The sequence below is a fragment of the Enterobacter sp. T1-1 genome (assembly GCF_000710795.1).
GTDB classification, from domain to species: Bacteria; Pseudomonadota; Gammaproteobacteria; order Enterobacterales; family Enterobacteriaceae; genus Enterobacter; species Enterobacter cloacae.
In genome coordinates this window covers 41,563-62,312 of the sequence record NZ_JALW01000023.1, presented here as the reverse complement: position 1 = coordinate 62,312, position 20,750 = coordinate 41,563, and the positions used below count along the sequence as shown (strand labels likewise).

16 protein-coding genes and 1 pseudogene are annotated in these 20,750 nt (G+C 54.4%); 2 read left to right on the top strand and 15 right to left on the bottom strand.

The annotated features are described in order from the left end of the window. Positions 1–86: 86 nt before the first annotated feature. The 9 genes and pseudogenes from carB to AK59_RS1000000125225 all read right to left on the bottom strand — a co-directional run bounded on the left by carB (position 87) and on the right by AK59_RS1000000125225 (position 11,993). A complete protein-coding gene (carB, locus tag AK59_RS0110075) occupies positions 87–3,311 on the bottom strand; it encodes a carbamoyl-phosphate synthase large subunit (RefSeq protein WP_013095532.1) in 3,225 nt (1,074 codons plus the stop codon). 18 nt (positions 3,312–3,329) lie between these two features. Then, positions 3,330–4,478 (bottom strand): glutamine-hydrolyzing carbamoyl-phosphate synthase small subunit, encoded by a 1,149-nt coding sequence (gene carA / locus AK59_RS0110070; RefSeq protein ID WP_023620045.1) that lies wholly within the window; start codon positions 4,476–4,478, stop codon positions 3,330–3,332. Between the two features lie 454 nt (positions 4,479–4,932). Beyond that, complete coding sequence (gene dapB, locus AK59_RS0110065) at positions 4,933–5,754, bottom strand: 4-hydroxy-tetrahydrodipicolinate reductase (protein WP_029882682.1); 822 nt, start codon at positions 5,752–5,754, stop codon at positions 4,933–4,935. Positions 5,755–5,959: 205 nt separating this feature from the next. Then, positions 5,960–6,910, bottom strand: a complete 951-nt coding sequence (gene ispH / locus AK59_RS0110060) for a 4-hydroxy-3-methylbut-2-enyl diphosphate reductase (RefSeq protein WP_028015471.1) — start codon at positions 6,908–6,910, stop codon at positions 5,960–5,962. A 1-nt stretch (position 6,911) separates the two neighbouring features. Continuing rightward, positions 6,912–7,361: an FKBP-type peptidyl-prolyl cis-trans isomerase gene (gene fkpB, locus AK59_RS0110055; RefSeq protein WP_029882681.1), complete on the bottom strand. Its 450-nt coding sequence runs from the start codon at positions 7,359–7,361 to the stop codon at positions 6,912–6,914. 117 nt (positions 7,362–7,478) lie between these two features. Further along, on the bottom strand, positions 7,479–7,979 hold the full coding sequence (gene lspA / locus AK59_RS0110050) for a signal peptidase II (RefSeq protein ID WP_013095527.1): 501 nt from the start codon (positions 7,977–7,979) through the stop codon (positions 7,479–7,481). Continuing rightward, positions 7,979–10,795, bottom strand: a complete 2,817-nt coding sequence (ileS, locus tag AK59_RS0110045) for an isoleucine--tRNA ligase (protein ID WP_029882680.1) — start codon at positions 10,793–10,795, stop codon at positions 7,979–7,981. The genes lspA and ileS overlap by 1 nt, the downstream gene beginning before the upstream one ends. A 45-nt stretch (positions 10,796–10,840) precedes the next feature. After that, entirely contained in the window at positions 10,841–11,767 is a 927-nt protein-coding gene (gene ribF / locus AK59_RS0110040; RefSeq protein WP_020688470.1) for a bifunctional riboflavin kinase/FAD synthetase, read from the bottom strand. A gap of 7 nt (positions 11,768–11,774) precedes the next feature. Next, a pseudogene (locus AK59_RS1000000125225) lies at positions 11,775–11,993 on the bottom strand (DUF2575 domain-containing protein). Positions 11,994–12,094: 101 nt separating this feature from the next. On the opposite strand from AK59_RS1000000125225, the gene rpsT reads away from it, so the two are divergent. After that, a complete protein-coding gene (gene rpsT / locus AK59_RS0110035) occupies positions 12,095–12,358 on the top strand; it encodes a 30S ribosomal protein S20 (protein ID WP_003856458.1) in 264 nt (87 codons plus the stop codon). 57 nt (positions 12,359–12,415) lie between these two features. Here rpsT and nhaR read toward each other — a convergent pair whose 3' ends face one another. The 4 genes from nhaR to dnaK all read right to left on the bottom strand — a co-directional run bounded on the left by nhaR (position 12,416) and on the right by dnaK (position 17,867). Next, positions 12,416–13,315, bottom strand: coding sequence for a transcriptional activator NhaR (gene nhaR, locus AK59_RS0110030; protein ID WP_020688469.1), 900 nt, complete (start codon positions 13,313–13,315; stop codon positions 12,416–12,418). A gap of 56 nt (positions 13,316–13,371) precedes the next feature. Continuing rightward, the gene (gene nhaA / locus AK59_RS0110025; protein ID WP_029882679.1) at positions 13,372–14,547 is read right to left on the bottom strand and encodes a Na+/H+ antiporter NhaA; all 1,176 of its coding nucleotides are present in this window, start codon (positions 14,545–14,547) and stop codon (positions 13,372–13,374) included. 173 nt (positions 14,548–14,720) lie between these two features. Further along, positions 14,721–15,866: a molecular chaperone DnaJ gene (gene dnaJ, locus AK59_RS0110020; RefSeq protein WP_014830600.1), complete on the bottom strand. Its 1,146-nt coding sequence runs from the start codon at positions 15,864–15,866 to the stop codon at positions 14,721–14,723. Positions 15,867–15,953: 87 nt separating this feature from the next. Further along, the gene (dnaK, locus tag AK59_RS0110015; RefSeq protein ID WP_013095521.1) at positions 15,954–17,867 is read right to left on the bottom strand and encodes a molecular chaperone DnaK; all 1,914 of its coding nucleotides are present in this window, start codon (positions 17,865–17,867) and stop codon (positions 15,954–15,956) included. Between the two features lie 297 nt (positions 17,868–18,164). Between dnaK and satP the strand changes: the two genes are divergently transcribed. Further along, positions 18,165–18,731, top strand: coding sequence for an acetate uptake transporter (gene satP / locus AK59_RS0110010; RefSeq protein WP_013095518.1), 567 nt, complete (start codon positions 18,165–18,167; stop codon positions 18,729–18,731). Here satP and AK59_RS0110005 read toward each other — a convergent pair. Both AK59_RS0110005 and mog read right to left on the bottom strand, forming a co-directional pair. Then, positions 18,708–20,030, bottom strand: coding sequence for an MFS transporter (locus AK59_RS0110005; protein WP_029882678.1), 1,323 nt, complete (start codon positions 20,028–20,030; stop codon positions 18,708–18,710). The two genes, satP and AK59_RS0110005, sit on opposite strands and share 24 nt — an antisense overlap. 122 nt (positions 20,031–20,152) lie before the next feature. After that, positions 20,153–20,740: a molybdopterin adenylyltransferase gene (mog, locus tag AK59_RS0110000; RefSeq protein WP_013095516.1), complete on the bottom strand. Its 588-nt coding sequence runs from the start codon at positions 20,738–20,740 to the stop codon at positions 20,153–20,155. Positions 20,741–20,750: the final 10 nt, after the last annotated feature.

The following is a 20,750-nucleotide window of genomic DNA, read 5'->3' as shown; positions in this document are numbered from 1 at the left end:
CTAACTGACTGAATGCGGATGGAAAACCAGAAGGTTCTGAAGAGGGGAAGAATGCCCGGTAACCGAACGGTACCGGGCAATTTGTCTTACTTGTTAATCTGGGCGTGCATTTCCTGGACCGAAATCACCTTCTCGGTGGCATCCGCGTTCAGCGCCATGGCTGTTGCGAAACCGCCGTTCAGGGTGGTGTCGTAATGCACTTTGTACTGCAGCGCGCTGCGGCGAATCAGCTTGGAGTCTTCAATCGCCTGGCGGCCCGCAGTGGTGTTGATGATATAGGTGTATTCGCCATTCTTAATGCGATCCTGAATGTGCGGACGACCTTCATGCACCTTGTTCACCAGACGCGGGTTGATTCCCGCTTCACCCAGCACAATCGCCGTACCGTGGGTTGCATCCAGCTCGAAGCCCTGTTTCAGTAGCTTGGCAGCAAGGTCAACCACGCGCTCTTTATCGCCTTCGCGAACAGAGAGCAGCGCACGGCCAGATTTCTTCATGGTGGAGTTGCTACCCAGTTGCGCTTTAGCAAACGCTTCTGCGAAGGTGCGGCCCACGCCCATCACTTCCCCGGTAGAGCGCATCTCTGGCCCTAAGAGCGGGTCAACGCCCGGGAATTTGTTGAACGGCAGCACCACCTCTTTCACCGAGTAGTACGGCGGGATAATCTCTTTTGTGACGCCCTGCTGAGCCAGCGTCTGGCCGGCCATCACGCGCGCCGCCACTTTTGCCAGCGGAATACCGGTCGCTTTAGAGACGAACGGTACGGTACGTGCCGCACGCGGGTTCACTTCAATCAGGTAGACTTCGTTGTCTTTCACGGCGAACTGGACGTTCATCAGGCCGCGAACCTGCAGTTCGAAGGCCAGTTTCTGCACCTGCTGACGCATCACGTCCTGAATTTCCTGGCTCAGGGTGTACGCTGGCAGAGAACAGGCGGAGTCGCCTGAGTGCACGCCCGCCTGCTCGATGTGCTCCATGATGCCGCCAATCAGCACCATTTCGCCGTCGCAGATAGCATCCACATCCACTTCAACCGCATCGTCGAGGAAGCGATCCAGCAGCACCGGCGCATCGTTGGACACGCTGACTGCCGTCTGGAAGTAACGACGCAGGTCGGCTTCGTCGTAGACGATTTCCATCGCGCGGCCGCCCAGCACGTAAGAAGGACGCACCACCAGCGGGTAGCCAATCTCTTTCGCCTTCTCAACCGCTTGTTCAATCGCAGTCACGGTGGCGTTTGCCGGCTGTTTCAGCTTCAGACGGTCAACCGCCTGCTGGAAACGCTCGCGGTCTTCTGCACGGTCAATGGCATCCGGGCTGGTACCGATAACCGGCACACCTGCGGCTTCCAGCGCGCGCGCCAGTTTCAGCGGCGTCTGGCCGCCGTACTGCACGATCACGCCTTTTGGCTTCTCGATGCGCACGATTTCCAGCACGTCTTCCAGAGTTACCGGTTCGAAGTAGAGACGGTCAGAGGTGTCATAGTCGGTAGAGACCGTTTCCGGGTTACAGTTGACCATGATGGTCTCGTAACCGTCTTCGCGCAGCGCCAGAGAGGCGTGTACGCAGCAGTAGTCAAACTCGATGCCCTGGCCGATACGGTTTGGGCCACCGCCCAGTACCATGATTTTGTCGCGGTCAACGGACGGATTCGCTTCACACTCGTCTTCATACGTGGAGTACATGTAAGCCGTATCGGTCGCGAACTCTGCCGCACAGGTATCAACACGCTTGTAGACCGGGTGCAGGTCATACTGGTCGCGCAGCTTGCGGATTTCTGCTTCACGCACGCCGGCCAGTTTTGCCAGACGCGCGTCGGCAAAGCCTTTGCGCTTCAGCATGCGCAGGAAGTCAGCGTCCAGGCCATTGATGCCCAGCTCCGCCACTTTCTCTTCCAGACGCACCAGCTCTTCAATTTGCACCAGGAACCAGCGGTCGATGTTGGTCAGGTTGAACACGCCGTCCACGGATAAGCCTGCGCGGAAGGCGTCGGCGATATACCAGATACGCTCTGCGCCCGCGTCTTTCAGCTCGCGGCGGATTTTGGTCAGCGCTTCCGGGTCGTCCAGGCTCACTTTAGGATCGAAGCCGGTCGCGCCCACCTCGAGGCCGCGCAGCGCTTTCTGCAGGGATTCCTGCTGCGTGCGGCCAATCGCCATCACTTCACCCACAGATTTCATCTGGGTGGTCAGACGGTCGTTCGCGCCAGCAAATTTCTCGAAGTTGAAGCGTGGAATTTTGGTCACAACGTAGTCGATAGACGGTTCGAAGGACGCAGGCGTGCGGCCCCCGGTGATATCGTTCATCAGCTCGTCAAGGGTGTAACCGACCGCCAGTTTCGCCGCCACCTTCGCAATCGGGAAGCCGGTCGCTTTAGAGGCCAGCGCGGAGGAGCGGGACACGCGCGGGTTCATTTCGATAACAATCAGACGGCCAGTTTTCGGGTTCACCGAGAACTGCACGTTAGAACCACCGGTTTCGACGCCGATTTCACGCAGTACCGCCATCGAGGCGTTACGCATGATTTGGTACTCTTTGTCGGTCAGCGTTTGCGCTGGCGCAACGGTAATGGAGTCGCCGGTGTGGATACCCATCGCATCGAAGTTTTCGATGGAGCAGACGATGATGCAGTTGTCGTTTTTATCACGCACCACTTCCATCTCGTACTCTTTCCAGCCAATTAGCGATTCATCAATCAGCAGCTCTTTGGTTGGGGAGAGATCCAGGCCGCGCTCGCAAATCTCTTCAAACTCTTCGCGGTTGTAGGCGATACCGCCGCCGGTGCCGCCCATGGTGAAGGAAGGACGGATGATGCACGGATAACCCACTTCAGCCGCTACGGCCAGTGCCTCTTCCATGTTGTGAGCGATACCGGAACGCGCGGTGTCGAGGCCGATTTTTTTCATCGCCACGTCGAAGCGACGACGGTCTTCTGCTTTATCAATCGCGTCGGCGGTCGCACCAATCATGGTCACGCCGAACTCTTCCAGCACGCCCTGACGCTCCAGCTCCAGTGCGCAGTTCAGCGCAGTCTGGCCACCCATGGTCGGCAGAACCGCATCCGGACGCTCTTTCTCGATGATTTTACGTACCACTTCCCAGTGAATCGGCTCGATGTAGGTTGCATCCGCCATTTCCGGGTCGGTCATGATGGTCGCCGGGTTAGAGTTCACCAGGATAACGCGGTAACCCTCTTCGCGCAGCGCCTTACACGCCTGTGCACCGGAGTAGTCAAATTCACAGGCCTGACCGATAACAATCGGGCCAGCGCCAAGGATCAGGATGCTTTTTATGTCTGTACGTTTTGGCATGGTCTTCTCGGCTCCTGATTATTTAGCGGTCTTACGGTATTGCTCGATAAGTTCGATGAAGTGATCGAACAGCGGTGCGGCATCGTGCGGCCCCGGGCTGGCTTCCGGGTGTCCCTGGAAGCTGAACGCTGGCTTATCGGTACGATGAATCCCCTGCAGGGTGCCATCGAACAGGGATTTGTGCGTCACGCGCAGATTAGCCGGCATTGACGCTTCGTCTACTGCGAAGCCGTGGTTCTGTGCCGTAATCATCACCGTGTTGTTGTCGATGTCTTTCACCGGGTGGTTACCACCGTGGTGACCGAACTTCATCTTAATGGTGTTCGCCCCGCTCGCCAGCGCCAGCAGCTGATGGCCGAGGCAGATGCCGAATACCGGAATATCGGTTTCGAGGAAGGACTTGATGGCATCGATAGCGTAATCGCACGGTGCCGGGTCGCCAGGTCCGTTAGAGAGGAAGATGCCATCCGGGTTCATCTTCAGTACGTCTTCGGCAGAGGTTTTCGCCGGCACCACCGTCAGACGGCAGCCGCGATCAACCAGCATGCGCAGGATATTGCGCTTGGCGCCGAAATCGTAGGCGACCACGTGGAACGGCAGTTCGCTCTCTTTTTTCGCTTCCGGCAGGTCATCTGAAAGCGTCCAGCTACCTTGTGTCCAACTGTATGCTTCAGTGGTCGTCACTTCTTTCGCCAGGTCCATGCCATTCAGGCCCGGGAAGGCTTTCGCTTTTTCCAGCGCCAGCGCCGCATCGAGGTTGTCCCCTGCGATGATGCAGCCGTTCTGTGCACCCTTCTCGCGCAGCAGACGCGTTAATTTACGGGTGTCGATATCGGCAATCGCCACAATGTTATGGCGCTTCAGGTAGGAAGAGAGGTCTTCGGTATTGCGGAAGTTGCTGGCAATCAGCGGCAGGTCGCGAATGACCAGGCCTTGCGCATGTACCTGAGAAGATTCTTCGTCAGCAGCATTGGTGCCGACATTGCCGATATGAGGATAAGTAAGAGTAACGATTTGGCGAGAATAGGAAGGATCAGTGAGGATTTCTTGATAACCGGTCATTGAAGTATTGAAAACGACTTCCCCAACCGCCGAACCCGTTGCCCCTATGGCCCGACCGATAAACTGGGTTCCGTCTTCCAGAACCAATAGCGCTGACTTAATCAAAACACCCTCCAGAGAATATTCACTCACTTTATTTGCATATTAATTCACAACCATGTCATAAATCAATGCAAATGTGTTGCCAGCGGATTTTTGGCAAACGGCGGCATTCTGGAGATTTGCCAGGTAAAAGTCAACTCAAAACGGATATTTTAATTATCCTTTTGCAAGCCTGGCGGCCTGAAAAGATGTTAAGCGGCAAAAAGATCAGGTAAATCACGACAGAAAACGCTTGCGTGGCAAGTTTATTGGAATTTCTGGTACTCAGATAATAAAAAGTGGACCAAACGGTCAAAATTTACATACCAGCAACACAAAATAGCGGGATAACATCTACTTTTAGCCAAAAAAGACAAAAATAAACATGAAATGGGAAAAATAAAAGGGCAATAACTTATTGCCCTATGCAATCAAAAAGTTACGACTGCAATAACCACATCACGATGGGTAATATCTCTTACAAATTGTTGAGTTCGAGCACATCACGCATATCAAAAAGACCATTTTCTTTGCCTTTCAGCCACAAAGCGGAGCGAACGGCACCATTCGCAAATGTCATGCGGCTGGATGCTTTATGCGTGATCTCTACACGTTCTCCAATATCGGCGAACATCGCAGTATGTTCCCCGACGATGTCACCCGCACGCACAGTTGCGAAACCAATCGTTCCCGGGACGCGTTCGCCCGTATGGCCTTCGCGGGTATATACCGCGCAGTCTTTTAAATCTTTATCCAGTGCATGAGCAATCGCTTCGCCCATTGCCAGCGCCGTGCCGGAGGGAGCATCGACTTTGTAACGGTGGTGAGCTTCGACAATCTCAATGTCGGTATAATCGCCCATCACTTTTGCGGCCTTCTCCAGCAGCTTAAGCATAACGTTAACGCCCACGCTAAAGTTAGCAGCGAAGACAATAGCAATCTCATGTGACGCATCCTGAATGGCTTGTTTACCGGCTTCATCAAACCCGGTGGTGCCAATCACCATGCCTTTGCCGTGCTGACGGCAAAATGCCAGATGGGTCAGTGTGCCTTCTGGCCGGGTAAAATCGATGAACACATCAAAATCATCTTTCACCGCATCAAGGCTGCTTTGAACGGTAACGCCCGTCTTGCCCGCGCCTGCCAGTTCACCGGCATCGGCCCCAAGAAGCGATGAACCTTCACGTTCCAGTGCTGCGCCCAGCGCTACGCCATCCATCTGAAGTGCCGCCTGAATGAGCTGGCGACCCATACGTCCACCCGCGCCCGCAATAGCGACACGGATCTGTGCATCATGCATAGTTATTCTCTTACGTTAAATTGATGTAAACCGTTTTCAGATTAACCAGCCTTTGTCAGGGCTGCCAACTGAAAACACCGATAATTAGAATTTAACGTGAAACGGACTCAAATATCAGTAAAAGACATGATTTTGTCGTCACGATAAAGTAGCAGATAAAAAAAAGGCCAGCACAGGAGGTGCTGGCCTTTCATCAGAAGAAGGATTATTCCACTTCGCGTGCATCAATACGCAGCTCTTTCGGGACTTCGAAGACGATGTTTTCTTCGCGGCCTTCCAGCGGAACGGCTTCACCACCACCCAGTTCCTGCAGACGGGCGATCACGTTCTGCACCAGGATATCCGGTGCGGAAGCCCCTGCGGTGACACCGACACAGGCCGCGTTTTTCACCCACGCTTCTTGAATATCCGTCGCGTCGTCAATCAGAAACGCCGCCTTGCCCATGCGCTGCGCCAGTTCGGCCAGACGGTTGGAGTTAGAGGAGTTTTTCGAGCCGACCACCAGCACCACGTCCGCCTGTTCAGCCAGCGCACGCACCGCTTCCTGGCGGTTAGTGGTTGCGTAGCAGATATCATCTTTACGCGGCCCGACGATTTTCGGGAAACGCTGGCGCAATGCGTCAATCACATCCGACGTATCATCAACTGAAAGCGTGGTCTGCGTCATGAACGACAGACGGGCTTCGTTTTTTACGTTCAGCGTAAGAACATCTTCTGGCGACTCCACCAGATACATCCCCCCTTCCGGGTTGCTGTACTGGCCCATAGTGCCTTCGACTTCCGGATGACCCGCATGACCAATCAGGATCGACTCTTCACCGCGACGGCTGGCGCGCGCCACTTCCATATGCACTTTGGTTACCAACGGACAGGTGGCGTCGAACACCGTCAAATCACGGCTTTTCGCTTCGTTACGTACCGCCTGGGAGACACCGTGTGCGGAGAAAATCAGGATCGCGCCGTCCGGCACTTCGCTAATCTGCTCAATGAAGATTGCACCGCGTTCACGCAGGCTGTCGACCACGTAACGGTTATGTACAACTTCGTGACGCACGTAAATCGGCGCGCCGTAAATCTCCAGCGCGTTTTCAACAATGCTGATAGCGCGGTCTACACCGGCGCAGAAGCCGCGCGGGTTAGCCAACAGGATCTGCATTTCAGGCCTCCAGTACCGGATCGATCTCCAGCACTTCAATATCAAAATGGACGGTGCGCCCGGCAAGAGGATGGTTGAAATCTACGGTGATGGAGTCGCCGTTGATTTCGCGGATCACGCCAGGCATTTCGCTGCCATCCATAGCGGTAAAGAGCATAATCGCCCCGATTTCCGGTTCGCCCGCATCCATAAACTCACGACGAGAGAAGTACTGGATAAGATCCGGGCTTGGCACGCCAAACGCGGCATCTGGCTCCAGCGAAAACGCCTTCTTCTCCCCCTCTTTCAGACCCAGAAGCTGCTGCTCCAGACCTTCAGATAACGACGTATCGCCAAGACGAAACAGGGCTGGTTTGCCGTTATTGCGGGTGGATTCGGCCGTTGAGCCGTCATCCAGTTTCAGCGTGAAGTGAACGAGAATCGCGCTATTGCTTTGTACGGATTTACACATGCAAATTGCTCGCTTGTTTTGGGTCACCTGTTGCCCGGTGGCGCTGCGCTTACCGGGCCTACGGGAGGCCACAAATTCTGTAGGCCGGGTAAGCGCAGCGCCACCCGGCATTTACAATTAAGCCTGCTCTTTCGCGGCGGGTTTCGGCAAGAAACCTTCCAGCACGATTAACGCCGCACCGATACAAATTGCGCTATCGGCGAGGTTAAAGGTCGCAAAGTGCCAGTCGCCGACGTAGAAGTCGATCATATCGACCACAAAGCCATGCCACAGGCGATCGAACAGGTTACCTAACGCGCCGCCAATGATCAGCGCATAGGCGATGTTATTCAGCTTTTGCGTCGCTTTCGAACGGTACATCAGCACCGCCAGCACCACACAGATACCGATAGCAATACCCGCAAAGAACCAGCGCTGCCAGCCACCGCTGTCAGCAAGGAAGCTAAACGCTGCGCCATAGTTACGCGCATAGTGCAGATTAAGCGACGGGAACAGCGGAACCGTATCCCCCAGAGCAAAGTTCTGGAGGATCAGGAACTTGCTGCCCAGATCAATAATCAGCACCACCACAACCAGCCACAGCCAGCGCAGTCCTGTTGAACAGAGAGTTTTACTCATCAGGCAAACTTACGTTTTTCGCCGTCACCGGCGACGTTGCTTACACAGCGTCCGCAGATGTCTGCGTGTTCCGCCACCTGGCCGACATCGGTGGTGTAGTGCCAGCAGCGCGGGCACTTCTCACCTTCGGCTTTGCTCAGTGCGACTTTCAGTCCTTTAAGCAGTTCGCTCTGCTGAGCATCAGCAGAAGCGTCGGCATAATCCGCAACTTTCGCACCGGAGGTCAACAGGACAAATCGTAATTCATCGCCCAGCGCCGTCAGTTTGGCCGCCAGCTCAGGTTCTGCGTACAGGGTCACTGCCGCTTCCAGAGAACCACCGACTTTCTTGTCTGCACGCGCCTGTTCGATGACCTTGTTCACTTCGCCACGCACTTTCAGCAGCTCGTCCCAGAAGGCGTCGTTCATCGCTTCGGTACTGGAGAGATCGAACAGACCTTCGTACCACTCGCCGGTGAAGACATACTTCTCACGCTCACCTGGCAGGTAGCCCCAGATTTCATCCGCGGTGAAGGACATAATTGGCGCCATCCAGCGCACCAGTGCTTCTGCGATGTGATACAGCGCAGTCTGGCAGCTACGACGCGCCACGCTGTCCGCTTTCGCGGTGTACTGGCGATCTTTGATGATGTCGAGGTAGAACGAGCCCATCTCGATGGAGCAGAAGCGCATCAGGCGCTGCACCACTTCATGGAAATCGTAAGACTCATATGCCTTAACGATATCTTCTTGCGCCGCTTTCGCACAGCCTACCGCCCAGCGATCCAGCACTACCATCTCTTCCGGTTTCACCATGTCTTTTGCCGGATCGAAACCATTCAGGTTCGCCAGCAGGAAGCGCGCGGTGTTACGGATACGACGATAGCTGTCGGCAGCACGTTTCAGGATCTCATCTGATACCGCCATTTCGCCGGTATAGTCGGTAGATGCCACCCACAGACGCAGAATGTCTGCGCCCAGTTTGTTCATCACGTCCTGCGGAGAAACGGTATTACCGATAGATTTTGACATCTTACGGCCCTGACCATCGACGGTGAAACCGTGGGTCAGTACCTGACGGTAAGGTGCTTTACCTTTCATGGCGGTGGAGATCATCAGGGATGACATGAACCAGCCACGGTGTTGGTCAGAACCTTCCAGATACATATCAGCCGCGTGACCGGCAAACTCAGGGCGCACGTCAACCACGGAGGCGTGAGTAGACCCGGAGTCGAACCACACGTCCAGGGTATCTGGCACTTTCTCGTAGTTGTCCGCGTCTGCGCCCAGGATATCGCGGGCATCGAGATCCCACCACGCCTGAATGCCATCAACTTCAACACGCTTCGCCACTTCTTCCATCAGTTCCAGCGTGTTCGGGTGCAGTTCGTGCGTCTCTTTATGCACGAACAGCGACATCGGCACGCCCCAGGTGCGCTGACGGGAGATACACCAGTCAGGACGGTTAGCCACCATGGATTCAATACGCGCCTGGCCCCAGTCCGGGATCCACTGCACGCCTTTGATCTCTTTCAGAGACTGCTCGCGCAGGCCTTTCTGATCCATGCTGACGAACCACTGTGGGGTCGCACGGAAGATGATCGGCGTCTTGTGACGCCAGCAGCACGGGTAGCTGTGCTGCATTTTCTCAACGTGCAACAGCGCGCCGCGCTCACGCAGCATCTCCACGATGATGTCGTTCGCTTTGAAGACGTTGATACCGTCCAGCGATGGATACGTACCAGGCAGGTATGATCCGTCCGGACCAACCGGGTTCGCGATTTCCAGACCGTATTTCAGGCTGATGTTGTAGTCGTCAGGACCGTGACCACCGGCGGTATGTACTGCACCGGTACCGGCTTCCAGCGTCACGTGGTCGCCCAGGATCGCCGGAACGTCGAAGTCCAGGAACGGGTGTTTGAAACGCATCAGCTCAAGCGCGTCGCCCTTCACGGTGCCCAGCACGGTGTAGTCGGTGATGTTCGCGCGTTTCAGCACGCTTTCCACCAGATCTTTCGCCAGGATCAGCGCCTGACCGTCAATCTGAACCAGTGCATATTCGAACTCACCGGAGAGGGAGATCGCACGGTTAGCTGGCAGCGTCCATGGGGTGGTGGTCCAGATAACCAGCGAGATCGGGCCGCTTACGCCCGGCAGACCGAATTTACCTTTGATCGCATCCTGATCGACCGCTTCGAAGGCCACGTCGATTGAAGGCGAGGTTTTGTCGTAATACTCAACTTCTGCTTCTGCCAGCGCAGAACGGCAGTCCACGCACCAGTGCACCGGCTTCGCGCCTTTGTGCAGGTGGCCATTGCCGATGATTTTACCCAGCGCACGGATGATGTTGGCTTCGGTTTTGAAGTCCATGGTCAGGTACGGATGCGACCAGTCGCCCAGCACGCCCAGACGAATAAAGTCTGCACGCTGGCCGTCAACCTGAGTGGCCGCGTATTCACGGCATTTCGCACGGAATTCCGCCGCGGTGAATTTCTCACCCGGCTTACCAAATTCCTGCTCAACTTTCAGTTCAATCGGCAGACCGTGGCAGTCCCAACCCGGAACGTAAGGCGAGTCATATCCCGCGAGTCCTTTGGACTTCACGATAATGTCTTTCAGAATCTTGTTTACAGAGTGACCAATATGAATGCTGCCATTCGCATATGGAGGGCCATCATGCAGAATGAAGGTTTTTTTGCCTTTCTTGGCTGCACGAATGATGCCGTACAGGTCATCATCGGTCCAACGCGCCAGCATTCCCGGTTCGCGCTTGGCGAGATCGCCGCGCATCGGGAACCCTGTTTCCGGCAAATTCAGGGTTGATTTATAGTCACTCATCAGATTCTCGGTTCCGTATTTATCACGTAGGCATTTAAGCCGGGTTCAAAGCCCAAAAAACTCGCGGGCCGTTAATTCATCTCGCGCGATTTGCGCTTTTAGTTCATCCAGCGAGGCAAATCGCTGCTCATTGCGTATTTTTTTACGCAGTATGACATCTATATGGCGACCGTAGAGGTCCATTACAACGTCCAGCAGATGCACTTCCAGCTGCTGTCGCACACCGGCGACCGTAGGACGTGTGCCAATATTGGCGACACCGTAAAAAGGTTTCTCGCCCAGTCCAGCCACTTCCACCGCATATACCCCTTTAACCGGGGAGACCTGACGACGCAGCGGTATATTCGCCGTCGGGAAACCTATCGTACGGCCCAGCGCATCGCCATGAACCACACGACCAGAAATGGTAAACGGATGCCCCAGCAAATTCTCTGCGGTCTCCAGTTCATCATTGGCCAGCGCCTGACGAACCGCCGTACTGCTGACGCGCACGCCACCTTCGCAAAAGGTCATCGCGCTGGTGACGTCAAAACCATATTCCAGGCCAGCCTTCTGTAATAGCAAGAAATCGCCCTGACGACCAGCGCCAAAGCGGAAATCATCACCCACGGCGAGAAACTGAACGCCAAGGCGCTTGACCAACAGGTCGCTGACGAAATTTTGTGCTGTCAGCGCGGCAAAACGACGATCAAAACGGACACACAAGACGTAGTCCACACCGGACTGTGCCAGATAGCGCAACTTCTCGCGCAGGCGAGTAAGTCGGGCAGGCGATTTATCGCCCGCGAACAGTTCCAGCGGCTGCGGCTCGAAAATCATCACTACCACGGGCAGGCCACGTGCCTCCCCTTCTTTACGCAATCCCTGCAACAGCGCCTGATGCCCACGATGCACGCCGTCGAAATTACCAATGGTCAGCACGCACCCGTGGGGGGCTTTGCTGAGATTATGTATGCCGCGTATCAGCTTCATGTCTGGCTCAAAACAGTGAAAATCGCCAAAGTATACCTTGTACAGCGATTAAGGTTAACCGACGATTGTCTGCACAAAACAGAAAGCCGTAATGATTTCATCATGCTGACCTTTCACAGCAAAAAAATCTGTCCGGGAACTGCGATTTTTATGCCGAAAAGCTGTATTCACGAAAGACAAGCTGGTAGAATCCTGCGCCATCACTACGTAACGTAGCGTCGCTAATTAACGGCGCTTATTTGCACAAATCCATTGACAAAAGAAGGCAAAGAGGGCATATTCCTCGGCCTTTGAATTGTCCACATAGATCATATTTGGGAGTTGGACTTGGCTAATATCAAATCAGCTAAGAAACGTGCCGTTCAGTCTGAAAAGGCTCGTAAGCACAACGCAAGCCGTCGCTCTATGATGCGTACTTTCATCAAGAAAGTATACGCAGCAATCGAAGCTGGCGACAAAGCTGCAGCGCAGAACGCATTTAACGAAATGCAACCAATCGTGGATCGTCAGGCTGCTAAAGGTCTGATCCACAAAAACAAAGCAGCGCGTCATAAAGCAAACCTGACCGCGCAGATCAACAAACTGGCTTAATCGCCGCTTGTTGTTGCTTGTTTAAAGAACCCGCTTAACGCGGGTTTTTTTATACCTTCAGTTTGCTGGCGGGGTAAACAGCGCCGAGTAGTCGCGGTTACAGATACGCTGCACCGCCGGGTGTTGAATCATCCTTTCGGCGAAGATGGCGTGGTACTCCTCCATGACGTTATCGACTCTGCCAATCTCGGTAATCTTGTTATCTGAATAGAGATCGTGCATGTACAGCGTCGGCGCAACAAAGATTGCGTTGTGCGCCTCACCAAACGCTTTCATCAGTGCTGCATCATCGAACTCACCGAGGATCTCCACGTTTAGCCCCTGAGAGTTAAACCAGTTCTGCAGCTTACGCCCCAGCATGGAGCGCCTTCCCGGCACCAGCAAGCGGCGTTCTTCCAGACAGGCAGGGAACGGTTTTTCCGGAGGCGGGTTAATGCACCAGAAGCTTACCCCGCATTCACCAATCTTGACCGAGAACAGCCCCTCCTGCTGCGTGGAGTCGATGGGGCAATCCGAGATAATCATATCCAGCTTATGCTGGCTCAACTGCTCCAGCAGCATTTCGTGTGTGGATTCAAAACAGCGCAAATGGATCTGCTCGTCTTCAACCACCGCCGCATCCAGCACGCCGCTTACCAGCCGTTTCGAGAGGGCATCCGCCACGCCCACGTCAAACAGCAAATTAGACTCTTTGCGGTAGTTGACGATATCCAGCATCTCCTGGCTCAGGGTAAACATCTTGTCCGCATAGCGAAAAACCAGTTCACCCAACTCGCTTGGCTCTATGCCACGTCCTTTACGCTTGAACAGCTTGCCTTGCAGGCGTTCTTCCAGAGCCTTGATTTGCCCGGTGATAGTTTGTGGCGTCAGAAAAAGAGCTTCTGCCGCCCCTACCACCGAGCCTTGTTTGTAAACATGCCAGAAATAATAAAGATGGTTGTAATTCAAATGAGACATCGCGTCTTCTCTCCCTGAGTGTATCGGGAGAAGAATGACCTCCTCCCGGTTTTCCGTTATGCCTGGACGACCTGCCCGGACAACTTCACCTTCAATAAGGTATAACCAATAACTGCGGCCAGTAATGAACCGATAAGAATGGCGAGTTTTGCCCAGATAATCAGCTCAGGCGCATTTGCACCAAACGCCAGCGTCGAGATAAAGATCGACATGGTAAATCCGATACCGCACAGCACGCCGACCGCCATAATCTGACCAAATGTTGTGCCGTTCGGCAACGATGCCAGCTTAAGCTTCAGCGCCAGCCAGCAGAACAGGCTGATCCCCAGCGGTTTACCAATAAACAGCCCGGCAATAATACCCAGCGGCAGCACGGAAGTGAGCCCCTCCAGCGTAACCCCTCCCAGAGAAACGCCCGCGTTGGCAAACGCAAACAGTGGCAGGATCATAAAGGCGACCCACGGGTGCAGCACATGCTCCAGTTGTTTGGCCGGTGATTTACCCTCCTGCGGCTTAAGCGGCACAAAGAAGCCGACGATTACCCCGGCCAGCGTGGCATGGACACCCGATTTCAGCACCGCCGTCCACAACACCATCCCCACAAGGATGTAAATTCCAATGCGACGGACATTGAAAATGTTCAACAGCGCCAGAACGGCAATCGCCCCTGCTGCCACGCTCAGCGACAGAATCGACAGATCGCTGGTGTAGAACAGCGCGATAATGACGATAGCCCCCAGGTCATCAATGATCGCCAGCGCCATCAGGAAGATTTTCAGTGCAACCGGAACCCGGCTCCCGAGCAACGCTAAAACGCCAAGCGCAAACGCGATATCCGTTGCCGCCGGGATCGCCCACCCGTCACGCGCGACAGGATCCTGCCAGGCAAACGCGAGGAAGAGCAGCGCCGGAACGACCATTCCGCCAATGGCGGCGATCACCGGAAACGCTGCGCGCTGGCGGCTGGCTAACGAGCCCATCACCAGCTCACGTTTCACCTCAAGCCCCACCAGCAGGAAGAACACCGCCATCAGCGCATCGTTGATCCACAGCAGCATGTTCTTGTTAATTTCCAGCGCGCCGACCTTAAGCTCGACGGGCGTTTCCAGAAATGCGTGATAGAGATCGCGCGTCATGCCCATGTTGGCGAGCAGCATCGCGGCCGCAGCAGCAATAATCAGGATCACGCCGCCGGATGCTTCACTGCTAAAGAAACGGTGTAGTAATTTCACGTTAATTCTCTCTTTTACAACAATACCTCGATAAAACCATAATATCAGCGCAAACAAATCGGTAAAAACAGATTAATATTGAATATATACTCAGTTTAACCGAGCTTTCGAACAAGAAATAAAAAACCCGGAATCGCTTCCGGGTTTTTAAAGGATAGTTACCAGCTAACGATTTAGCGGGTCAAATCATCGAAGAATTTTTTGACGCCATCGAAGAAGCTTTTGGAGCGTGGGCTGTTTTTCTCACCCGTCGGGCCGCCAAAGCTTTCCTGCAGCTCTTTTAACAGCTGTTTCTGCTTGTCGTTCAGGCCAACCGGGGTTTCAACCACCACGCGGCACAGCAGGTCGCCCTGCGCACCACCGCGAACGGATTTCACGCCTTTACCGCGCATGCGGAACAGCTTACCGGTCTGCGTTTCGCCTGGGATTTTCAGGTTCACGCGCCCATCCAGTGTAGGCACTTCAATTTCGCCACCGAGCGCTGCCATAGCAAAGTTGATCGGGACTTCACAGTAGAGGTTGTTGCCTTCACGCTCAAAGATAGCGTGCTGTTTCACCTGCACCTGAACGTACAGATCGCCTGCTGGTGCGCCGTGCTCACCTGCTTCGCCTTCACCTGCCAGACGGATGCGGTCACCCGTATCTACGCCAGCCGGGATTTTAACGGACAGGGTTTTGGTTTTCTCAACGCGACCGTGGCCGTGGCATTTGGTGCATGGATCTTTAATCAGCGTCCCACGACCATGACAGTGCGGACACGCCTGCTGGACGGCGAAGAAGCCCTGACGCATCTGCACCTGACCGGAACCGTGACAGGTTGGACAGGTTTGTGGCTGCGTACCCGCTTTCGCACCGCTGCCATGGCAAACGTCACACTCTTCCAGCGTCGGGATACGGATCTCTTTGGTGACACCGCGAACGGCCTCTTCCAGCGTCAGCTCCATGTTGTAGCGCAGATCCGCACCACGCGCTGCGCGTTGACGACCGCGGCCACCACCGAAGATATCGCCGAAAACGTCGCCAAAGATATCGCTGAAATCAGCGCCGCCGCCAAAGCCGCCGCCACCGAATCCACCGCCACCCATGCCGCCCTGTTCAAAGGCTGCGTGACCGTACTGGTCATAGGCCGCACGTTTTTGTGCATCGGTCAGGACTTCGTAGGCTTCTTTGATCTCTTTAAATTTAGCTTCAGCCTCTTTGTCACCCTGGTTGCGATCCGGGTGGAATTTCATGGCCAGGCGCTTATACGCCTTTTTGATTTCACGCTCTTCCGCAGTTTTCGGAACGCCTAAAATCTCGTAATAGTCTTGCTTTGCCATTGGTTTTTTTAAGCCCCTTAACATGCGAGCACGGGCGTGGAGAGTTCTCCTACGCCCGTGCCGATTAATTACCCTGCATCAGGGCGATTATTTTTTGTCTTTAACTTCTTCGAACTCAGCGTCGACAACGTCGTCGTCTTTCGCGTTGTTCGCTGAAGCGTCAGCGCCTGCCTGCTGCTGGGCATGCTGCTGCTGAGCGATTTCCATCAGCTTCTGAGAAGCCTGTGCCAGCTCCTGCATCTTCGCTTCGATATCCGCTTTGTCTTCGCCTTTCAGAGACGTTTCCAGCGCGCTCAGTGCAGCTTCGATAGCAGTTTTGTCTTCCGCTGGCAGTTTATCGCCTGCTTCTTCAACCTGCTTACGGGTGCTGTGCAGCAGATGGTCACCCTGGTTACGGGTCTGAACCAGTTCTTCGAACTTACGGTCAGATTCCGCGTTGGCTTCCGCTTCACGAACCATTTTCTGGATCTCTTCCTCGTTCAGACCGGAAGAGGCCTTAATGGTGATCTTCTGCTCTTTACCGCTGTTTTTGTCTTTCGCGGAAACGTGCAGAATACCGTCAGCATCGATATCGAAGGTCACTTCGATCTGCGGCATGCCGCGTGGTGCCGGGTTAATACCATCCAGGTTGAACTGACCCAGAGATTTGTTATCAGACGCACGCTTACGCTCACCCTGCAGCACATGGATGGTTACCGCAGACTGGTTATCTTCAGCGGTAGAGAACACCTGGCTGTGCTTGGTTGGGATGGTGGTGTTTTTGCTGATCAGCGCCGTCATTACGCCACCCATGGTCTCGATACCCAGAGACAGTGGGGTAACGTCCAGCAGCAGAACGTCTTTAACATCACCGGTCAGCACGCCGCCCTGAACCGCAGCACCAATTGCCACTGCTTCATCCGGGTTAACGTCTTTACGTGGTTCTTTACCAAAGAATTCAGCCACTTTCTTCTGAACCATCGGCATACGGGTCTGGCCACCAACGAGGATAACGTCGTTGATATCAGACACGGACAGGCCAGCATCCTGCAGTGCAACTTTCAGTGGCTCGATAGAACGGTTCACCAGGTCTTCTACCAGGCTTTCCAGTTTCGCACGGGTCACTTTGATGTTCATGTGCTTAGGACCGGTCGCGTCTGCAGTAATGTACGGCAGGTTCACGTCGGTCTGCTGAGCGGAAGAGAGTTCGATCTTCGCTTTCTCAGCGGCTTCTTTCAGGCGCTGCATAGCCAGCGGGTCGTTACGCAGGTCAATGCCCTGATCTTTCTTAAATTCGTCAACGAGATAGTTGATCAGACGGGTATCGAAGTCTTCACCACCCAGGTGCGTATCACCGTTGGTTGCCAGAACTTCGAAGGTTTTTTCGCCGTCTACTTCGTCAATTTCGATAATAGAGATATCGAAGGTACCACCACCCAGGTCGTAAACCGCGATAGTACGGTTGCCAACTTCTTTATCCAGACCGTAAGCCAGAGCAGCAGCGGTTGGTTCGTTGATGATACGTTTTACTTCCAGACCTGCGATACGGCCAGCATCTTTAGTTGCCTGACGCTGAGCATCGTTGAAGTACGCAGGAACGGTGATAACTGCTTCAGTTACCGGCTCACCCAGGTAATCTTCTGCGGTTTTCTTCATTTTTTTCAGCACTTCAGCAGAGATCTGAGGTGGTGCTGTTTTGGTGCCTTTCACATCAAGCCATGCATCGCCGTTATCTGCTGCGATGATTTTGTAAGGCATGATAGAAACGTCACGCTGAACTTCTTCGTCCTGGAAGCGGCGGCCAATCAGGCGTTTAATCGCAAACAGGGTGTTTTGCGGGTTCGTCACTGCCTGACGTTTAGCCGGCTGACCAACCAGAGTTTCACCATCCTGGGTATAGGCAATGATAGAAGGCGTGGTGCGATCGCCCTCGGCGTTCTCCAGCACACGTGCAGTAGTGCCATCCATAATCGCTACACAAGAGTTGGTAGTACCCAGGTCGATACCAATAATTTTACCCATCTAAACGTCTCCACTAAAAATTCAGTCAACATGTGGTTGTGTACCTGTAATAAGGGCAGAACGTGCTTTTTCAACTGCCCAGATTTGATTTTTTTCAGGTCCACACACTGCGGTTGCTTACAAGATGGGGTCGCAACGTCATCCATCAAGGGGGGAAGGATAAAAAAAATTTTAATTTCACCCTGACGAGATCATAGACGGCATCGTTTGCGCCCATTATGATGCCGCGCCCCTTCAGGGAGTACTGTCGCGGGTTTAACCATTTCACCATATTAATGATGATTTTTTTGAGGACTTATGGGCAACACTAAGTTGGCTAATCCGGCTCCGCTGGGCCTGATGGGTTTTGGCATGACCACCATTCTGCTGAACCTGCACAACATCGGGATGTTCCCGATGGACGGCATTATCCTGGCGATGGGCATTTTTTACGGCGGTATCGCGCAAATCTTCGCGGGCCTGCTGGAATATAAGAAAGGCAATACCTTCGGCTTAACCGCCTTTACCTCTTACGGTTCCTTCTGGCTGACCCTGGTCGCCATTCTGCTGATGCCTAAAATGGGCCTGGCAGAGGCGGCAAACGCCCATTTCCTGGGCGTTTACCTGGGCCTGTGGGGTGTCTTCACCCTGTTCATGTTCTTTGGCACCCTCAAGGGTAACCGCGCACTGCAGTTTGTCTTCCTGAGCCTGACCGTGCTGTTCGCCCTGCTGGCGATTGGTCATCTGGTGGACAACGAAGGCATCGTTCACGTTGCAGGCTGGATTGGTCTGGTTTGCGGCGCAAGCGCTATCTACCTGGCAATGGGTGAAGTGCTGAACGAGCAGTTTGACCGCACCATTTTACCGATTGGTGAAAAACACTGATCCCTCTGTCGTGTCCGCCTCGCGGGCACGACATTCTCCCATCTGGCGAAGCCAAATCCCCAACACCAGCCCCATCAGCGACAACGCCAGCACATACCAGGCAGGTGCCAGCGGTGACACGCCCATCAATACCGTAACCGCAATCGGCGTCAGTCCACCGAAGATGGCATATGAAACATTGTATGAGAATGAGATGCCGGTGAAGCGGACTTCTGGCGGGAAGGCCCGAACCATCACATAAGGCACCGCCCCCACCACGCCAACGCACAGCCCTACCACGCCGTATAAAAGGAACAGCTGTTCAGGATGACTACCGGCCAGATGGTAAAACGCCCAGCTTGAGCCCGCCAGTAACAGGCTGCCAACGATAAAGGTTACGCTGGCACCGAAACGATCCGCAGCCAGCCCGGCGGCCAGGCAGCCGAAGCAGAGCATAACCGTGGCGATACTGTTCGCCTGTAAGGTCACCGCCGGGGCAAAGCCGTACTGCTTTTGCAGCCAGACCGGCGACATCAAAATCACCACCACAATGCCTGCCGAGAGCAACCAGGTAAGCAGTATCGACACCACCACCGCTTTTTTATGACGCACCACGACGGCTTTAACGGGCAACTCTTGTGCCAGCGCTTTGCTCTGCTGCATTTCGAGGAAAATCGGTGTCTCCTGGAGCCAACGGCGCAGGTACATCGCCACCAGGCCAAACGCCCCGCCCAGCAGGAACGGCAGACGCCAGCCCCAGTCGTGTACGGCCTGTTGCGTCATGCTGGTATTCACAATTGTCGCGACCACGGAACCGAGCAAAATCCCCACCGTTAACCCCGCGGTTAAGGTTCCGCAGGCGATACCAATGCGGCGCGCCGGAACATGCTCCGCGACAAACACCCACGCCCCCGGCACTTCACCGCCGATGGCCGCCCCCTGAAGAATACGCATCAGCAGCAACAATAACGGGGCGAGAATGCCCATCGAGGCGTAGGTTGGCAGCAGACCAATGGCCAACGTCGGCACGGCCATCAGCAGGATACTGAGGGTAAACATCTTCTTGCGCCCGACAAGATCGCCAAAGTGCGCCATCACAATCCCACCAAGAGGACGCGCCAGATACCCGGCAGCAAAAATACCGAAGGTTTGCACCTGACGCAGCCATTCCGGGATATCCGCCGGGAAGAACAACTCCCCCACCACAGCGGCAAAGAAAACAAAGATGATGAAATCGTAAAACTCCAGCGCGCCGCCCAGGGCCGCGAGCGTAAGAGTTTTGTAGTCCTGTCGATTCAGAGGTCGGGTGTTATGTGACATAGCGAACCATTTAGCGTGTGTTGTGGAATTATTATTACAGCTATCGTAAAGAAAAAATTACTATACCGTAAAACTTTTAGCACACCACAGCAGCTTCAGCTAATGTCACATAATGGTTATTTTCAGGAGATTGTTTCGCGACGTGCGCTTTTAGGACGAAATGCTGCTACTACTTTGTCATCAGTTTCGACATACGGCCCGTCCAGCAGCTGTATACAATACGGTACACTTGCAAAGATCCCATGGACGATCACGCTGCCGTCATCCGCTTTTAACCCTTCCAGCGTCTCTTTGATCGACTTAGGCTGGCCCGGCAGATTCAGGATCAGCGCCTGCTTGCGAATCACCCCCACCTGACGGGAGAGGATCGCCGTTGGAACAAAGTGCAGGCTAATCTGGCGCATCTGTTCACCGAAGCCCGGCATTTCACGGTCAGCTATAGCAAGCGTAGCATCTGGTGTCACATCACGACGTGCAGGACCGGTTCCGCCGGTGGTCAGCACCAGGTGGCAGCTCATCTCATCCACCAGCTCACACAACGTCTGCTCGATGATCGGCTGTTCGTCCGGGATCAGGCGGGTCTGGATTTCAAACGGGGTGGTCAGCGCGCTCCCCAGCCACTCTTCAAGAGCGGGGATGCCTTTGTCCTGATAGACACCGCTTGAGGCGCGGTCAGAAATCGACACTAAGCCGATGCGTAAGGTATTCATATCCATTCCA

Bases quoted from the DNA above. Each gene is read 5' to 3' on its own strand.
- carB (WP_013095532.1), bottom strand. From the start codon at position 3,311: ATGCCAAAACGTACAGACATAAAAAGCATCCTGATCCTTGGCGCTGGC.
- dapB (WP_029882682.1), bottom strand. From the start codon at position 5,754: ATGCATGATGCACAGATCCGTGTCGCTATTGCGGGCGCGGGTGGACGT.
- ispH (WP_028015471.1), bottom strand. From the start codon at position 6,910: ATGCAGATCCTGTTGGCTAACCCGCGCGGCTTCTGCGCCGGTGTAGAC.
- fkpB (WP_029882681.1), bottom strand. From the start codon at position 7,361: ATGTGTAAATCCGTACAAAGCAATAGCGCGATTCTCGTTCACTTCACG.
- lspA (WP_013095527.1), bottom strand. From the start codon at position 7,979: ATGAGTAAAACTCTCTGTTCAACAGGACTGCGCTGGCTGTGGCTGGTT.
- ileS (WP_029882680.1), bottom strand. From the start codon at position 10,795: ATGAGTGACTATAAATCAACCCTGAATTTGCCGGAAACAGGGTTCCCG.
- ribF (WP_020688470.1), bottom strand. From the start codon at position 11,767: ATGAAGCTGATACGCGGCATACATAATCTCAGCAAAGCCCCCCACGGG.
- nhaR (WP_020688469.1), bottom strand. From the start codon at position 13,315: ATGTCTCATTTGAATTACAACCATCTTTATTATTTCTGGCATGTTTAC.
- dnaJ (WP_014830600.1), bottom strand. From the start codon at position 15,866: ATGGCAAAGCAAGACTATTACGAGATTTTAGGCGTTCCGAAAACTGCG.
- dnaK (WP_013095521.1), bottom strand. From the start codon at position 17,867: ATGGGTAAAATTATTGGTATCGACCTGGGTACTACCAACTCTTGTGTA.
- satP (WP_013095518.1), top strand. From the start codon at position 18,165: ATGGGCAACACTAAGTTGGCTAATCCGGCTCCGCTGGGCCTGATGGGT.
- AK59_RS0110005 (WP_029882678.1), bottom strand. From the start codon at position 20,030: ATGTCACATAACACCCGACCTCTGAATCGACAGGACTACAAAACTCTT.
- mog (WP_013095516.1), bottom strand. From the start codon at position 20,740: ATGAATACCTTACGCATCGGCTTAGTGTCGATTTCTGACCGCGCCTCA.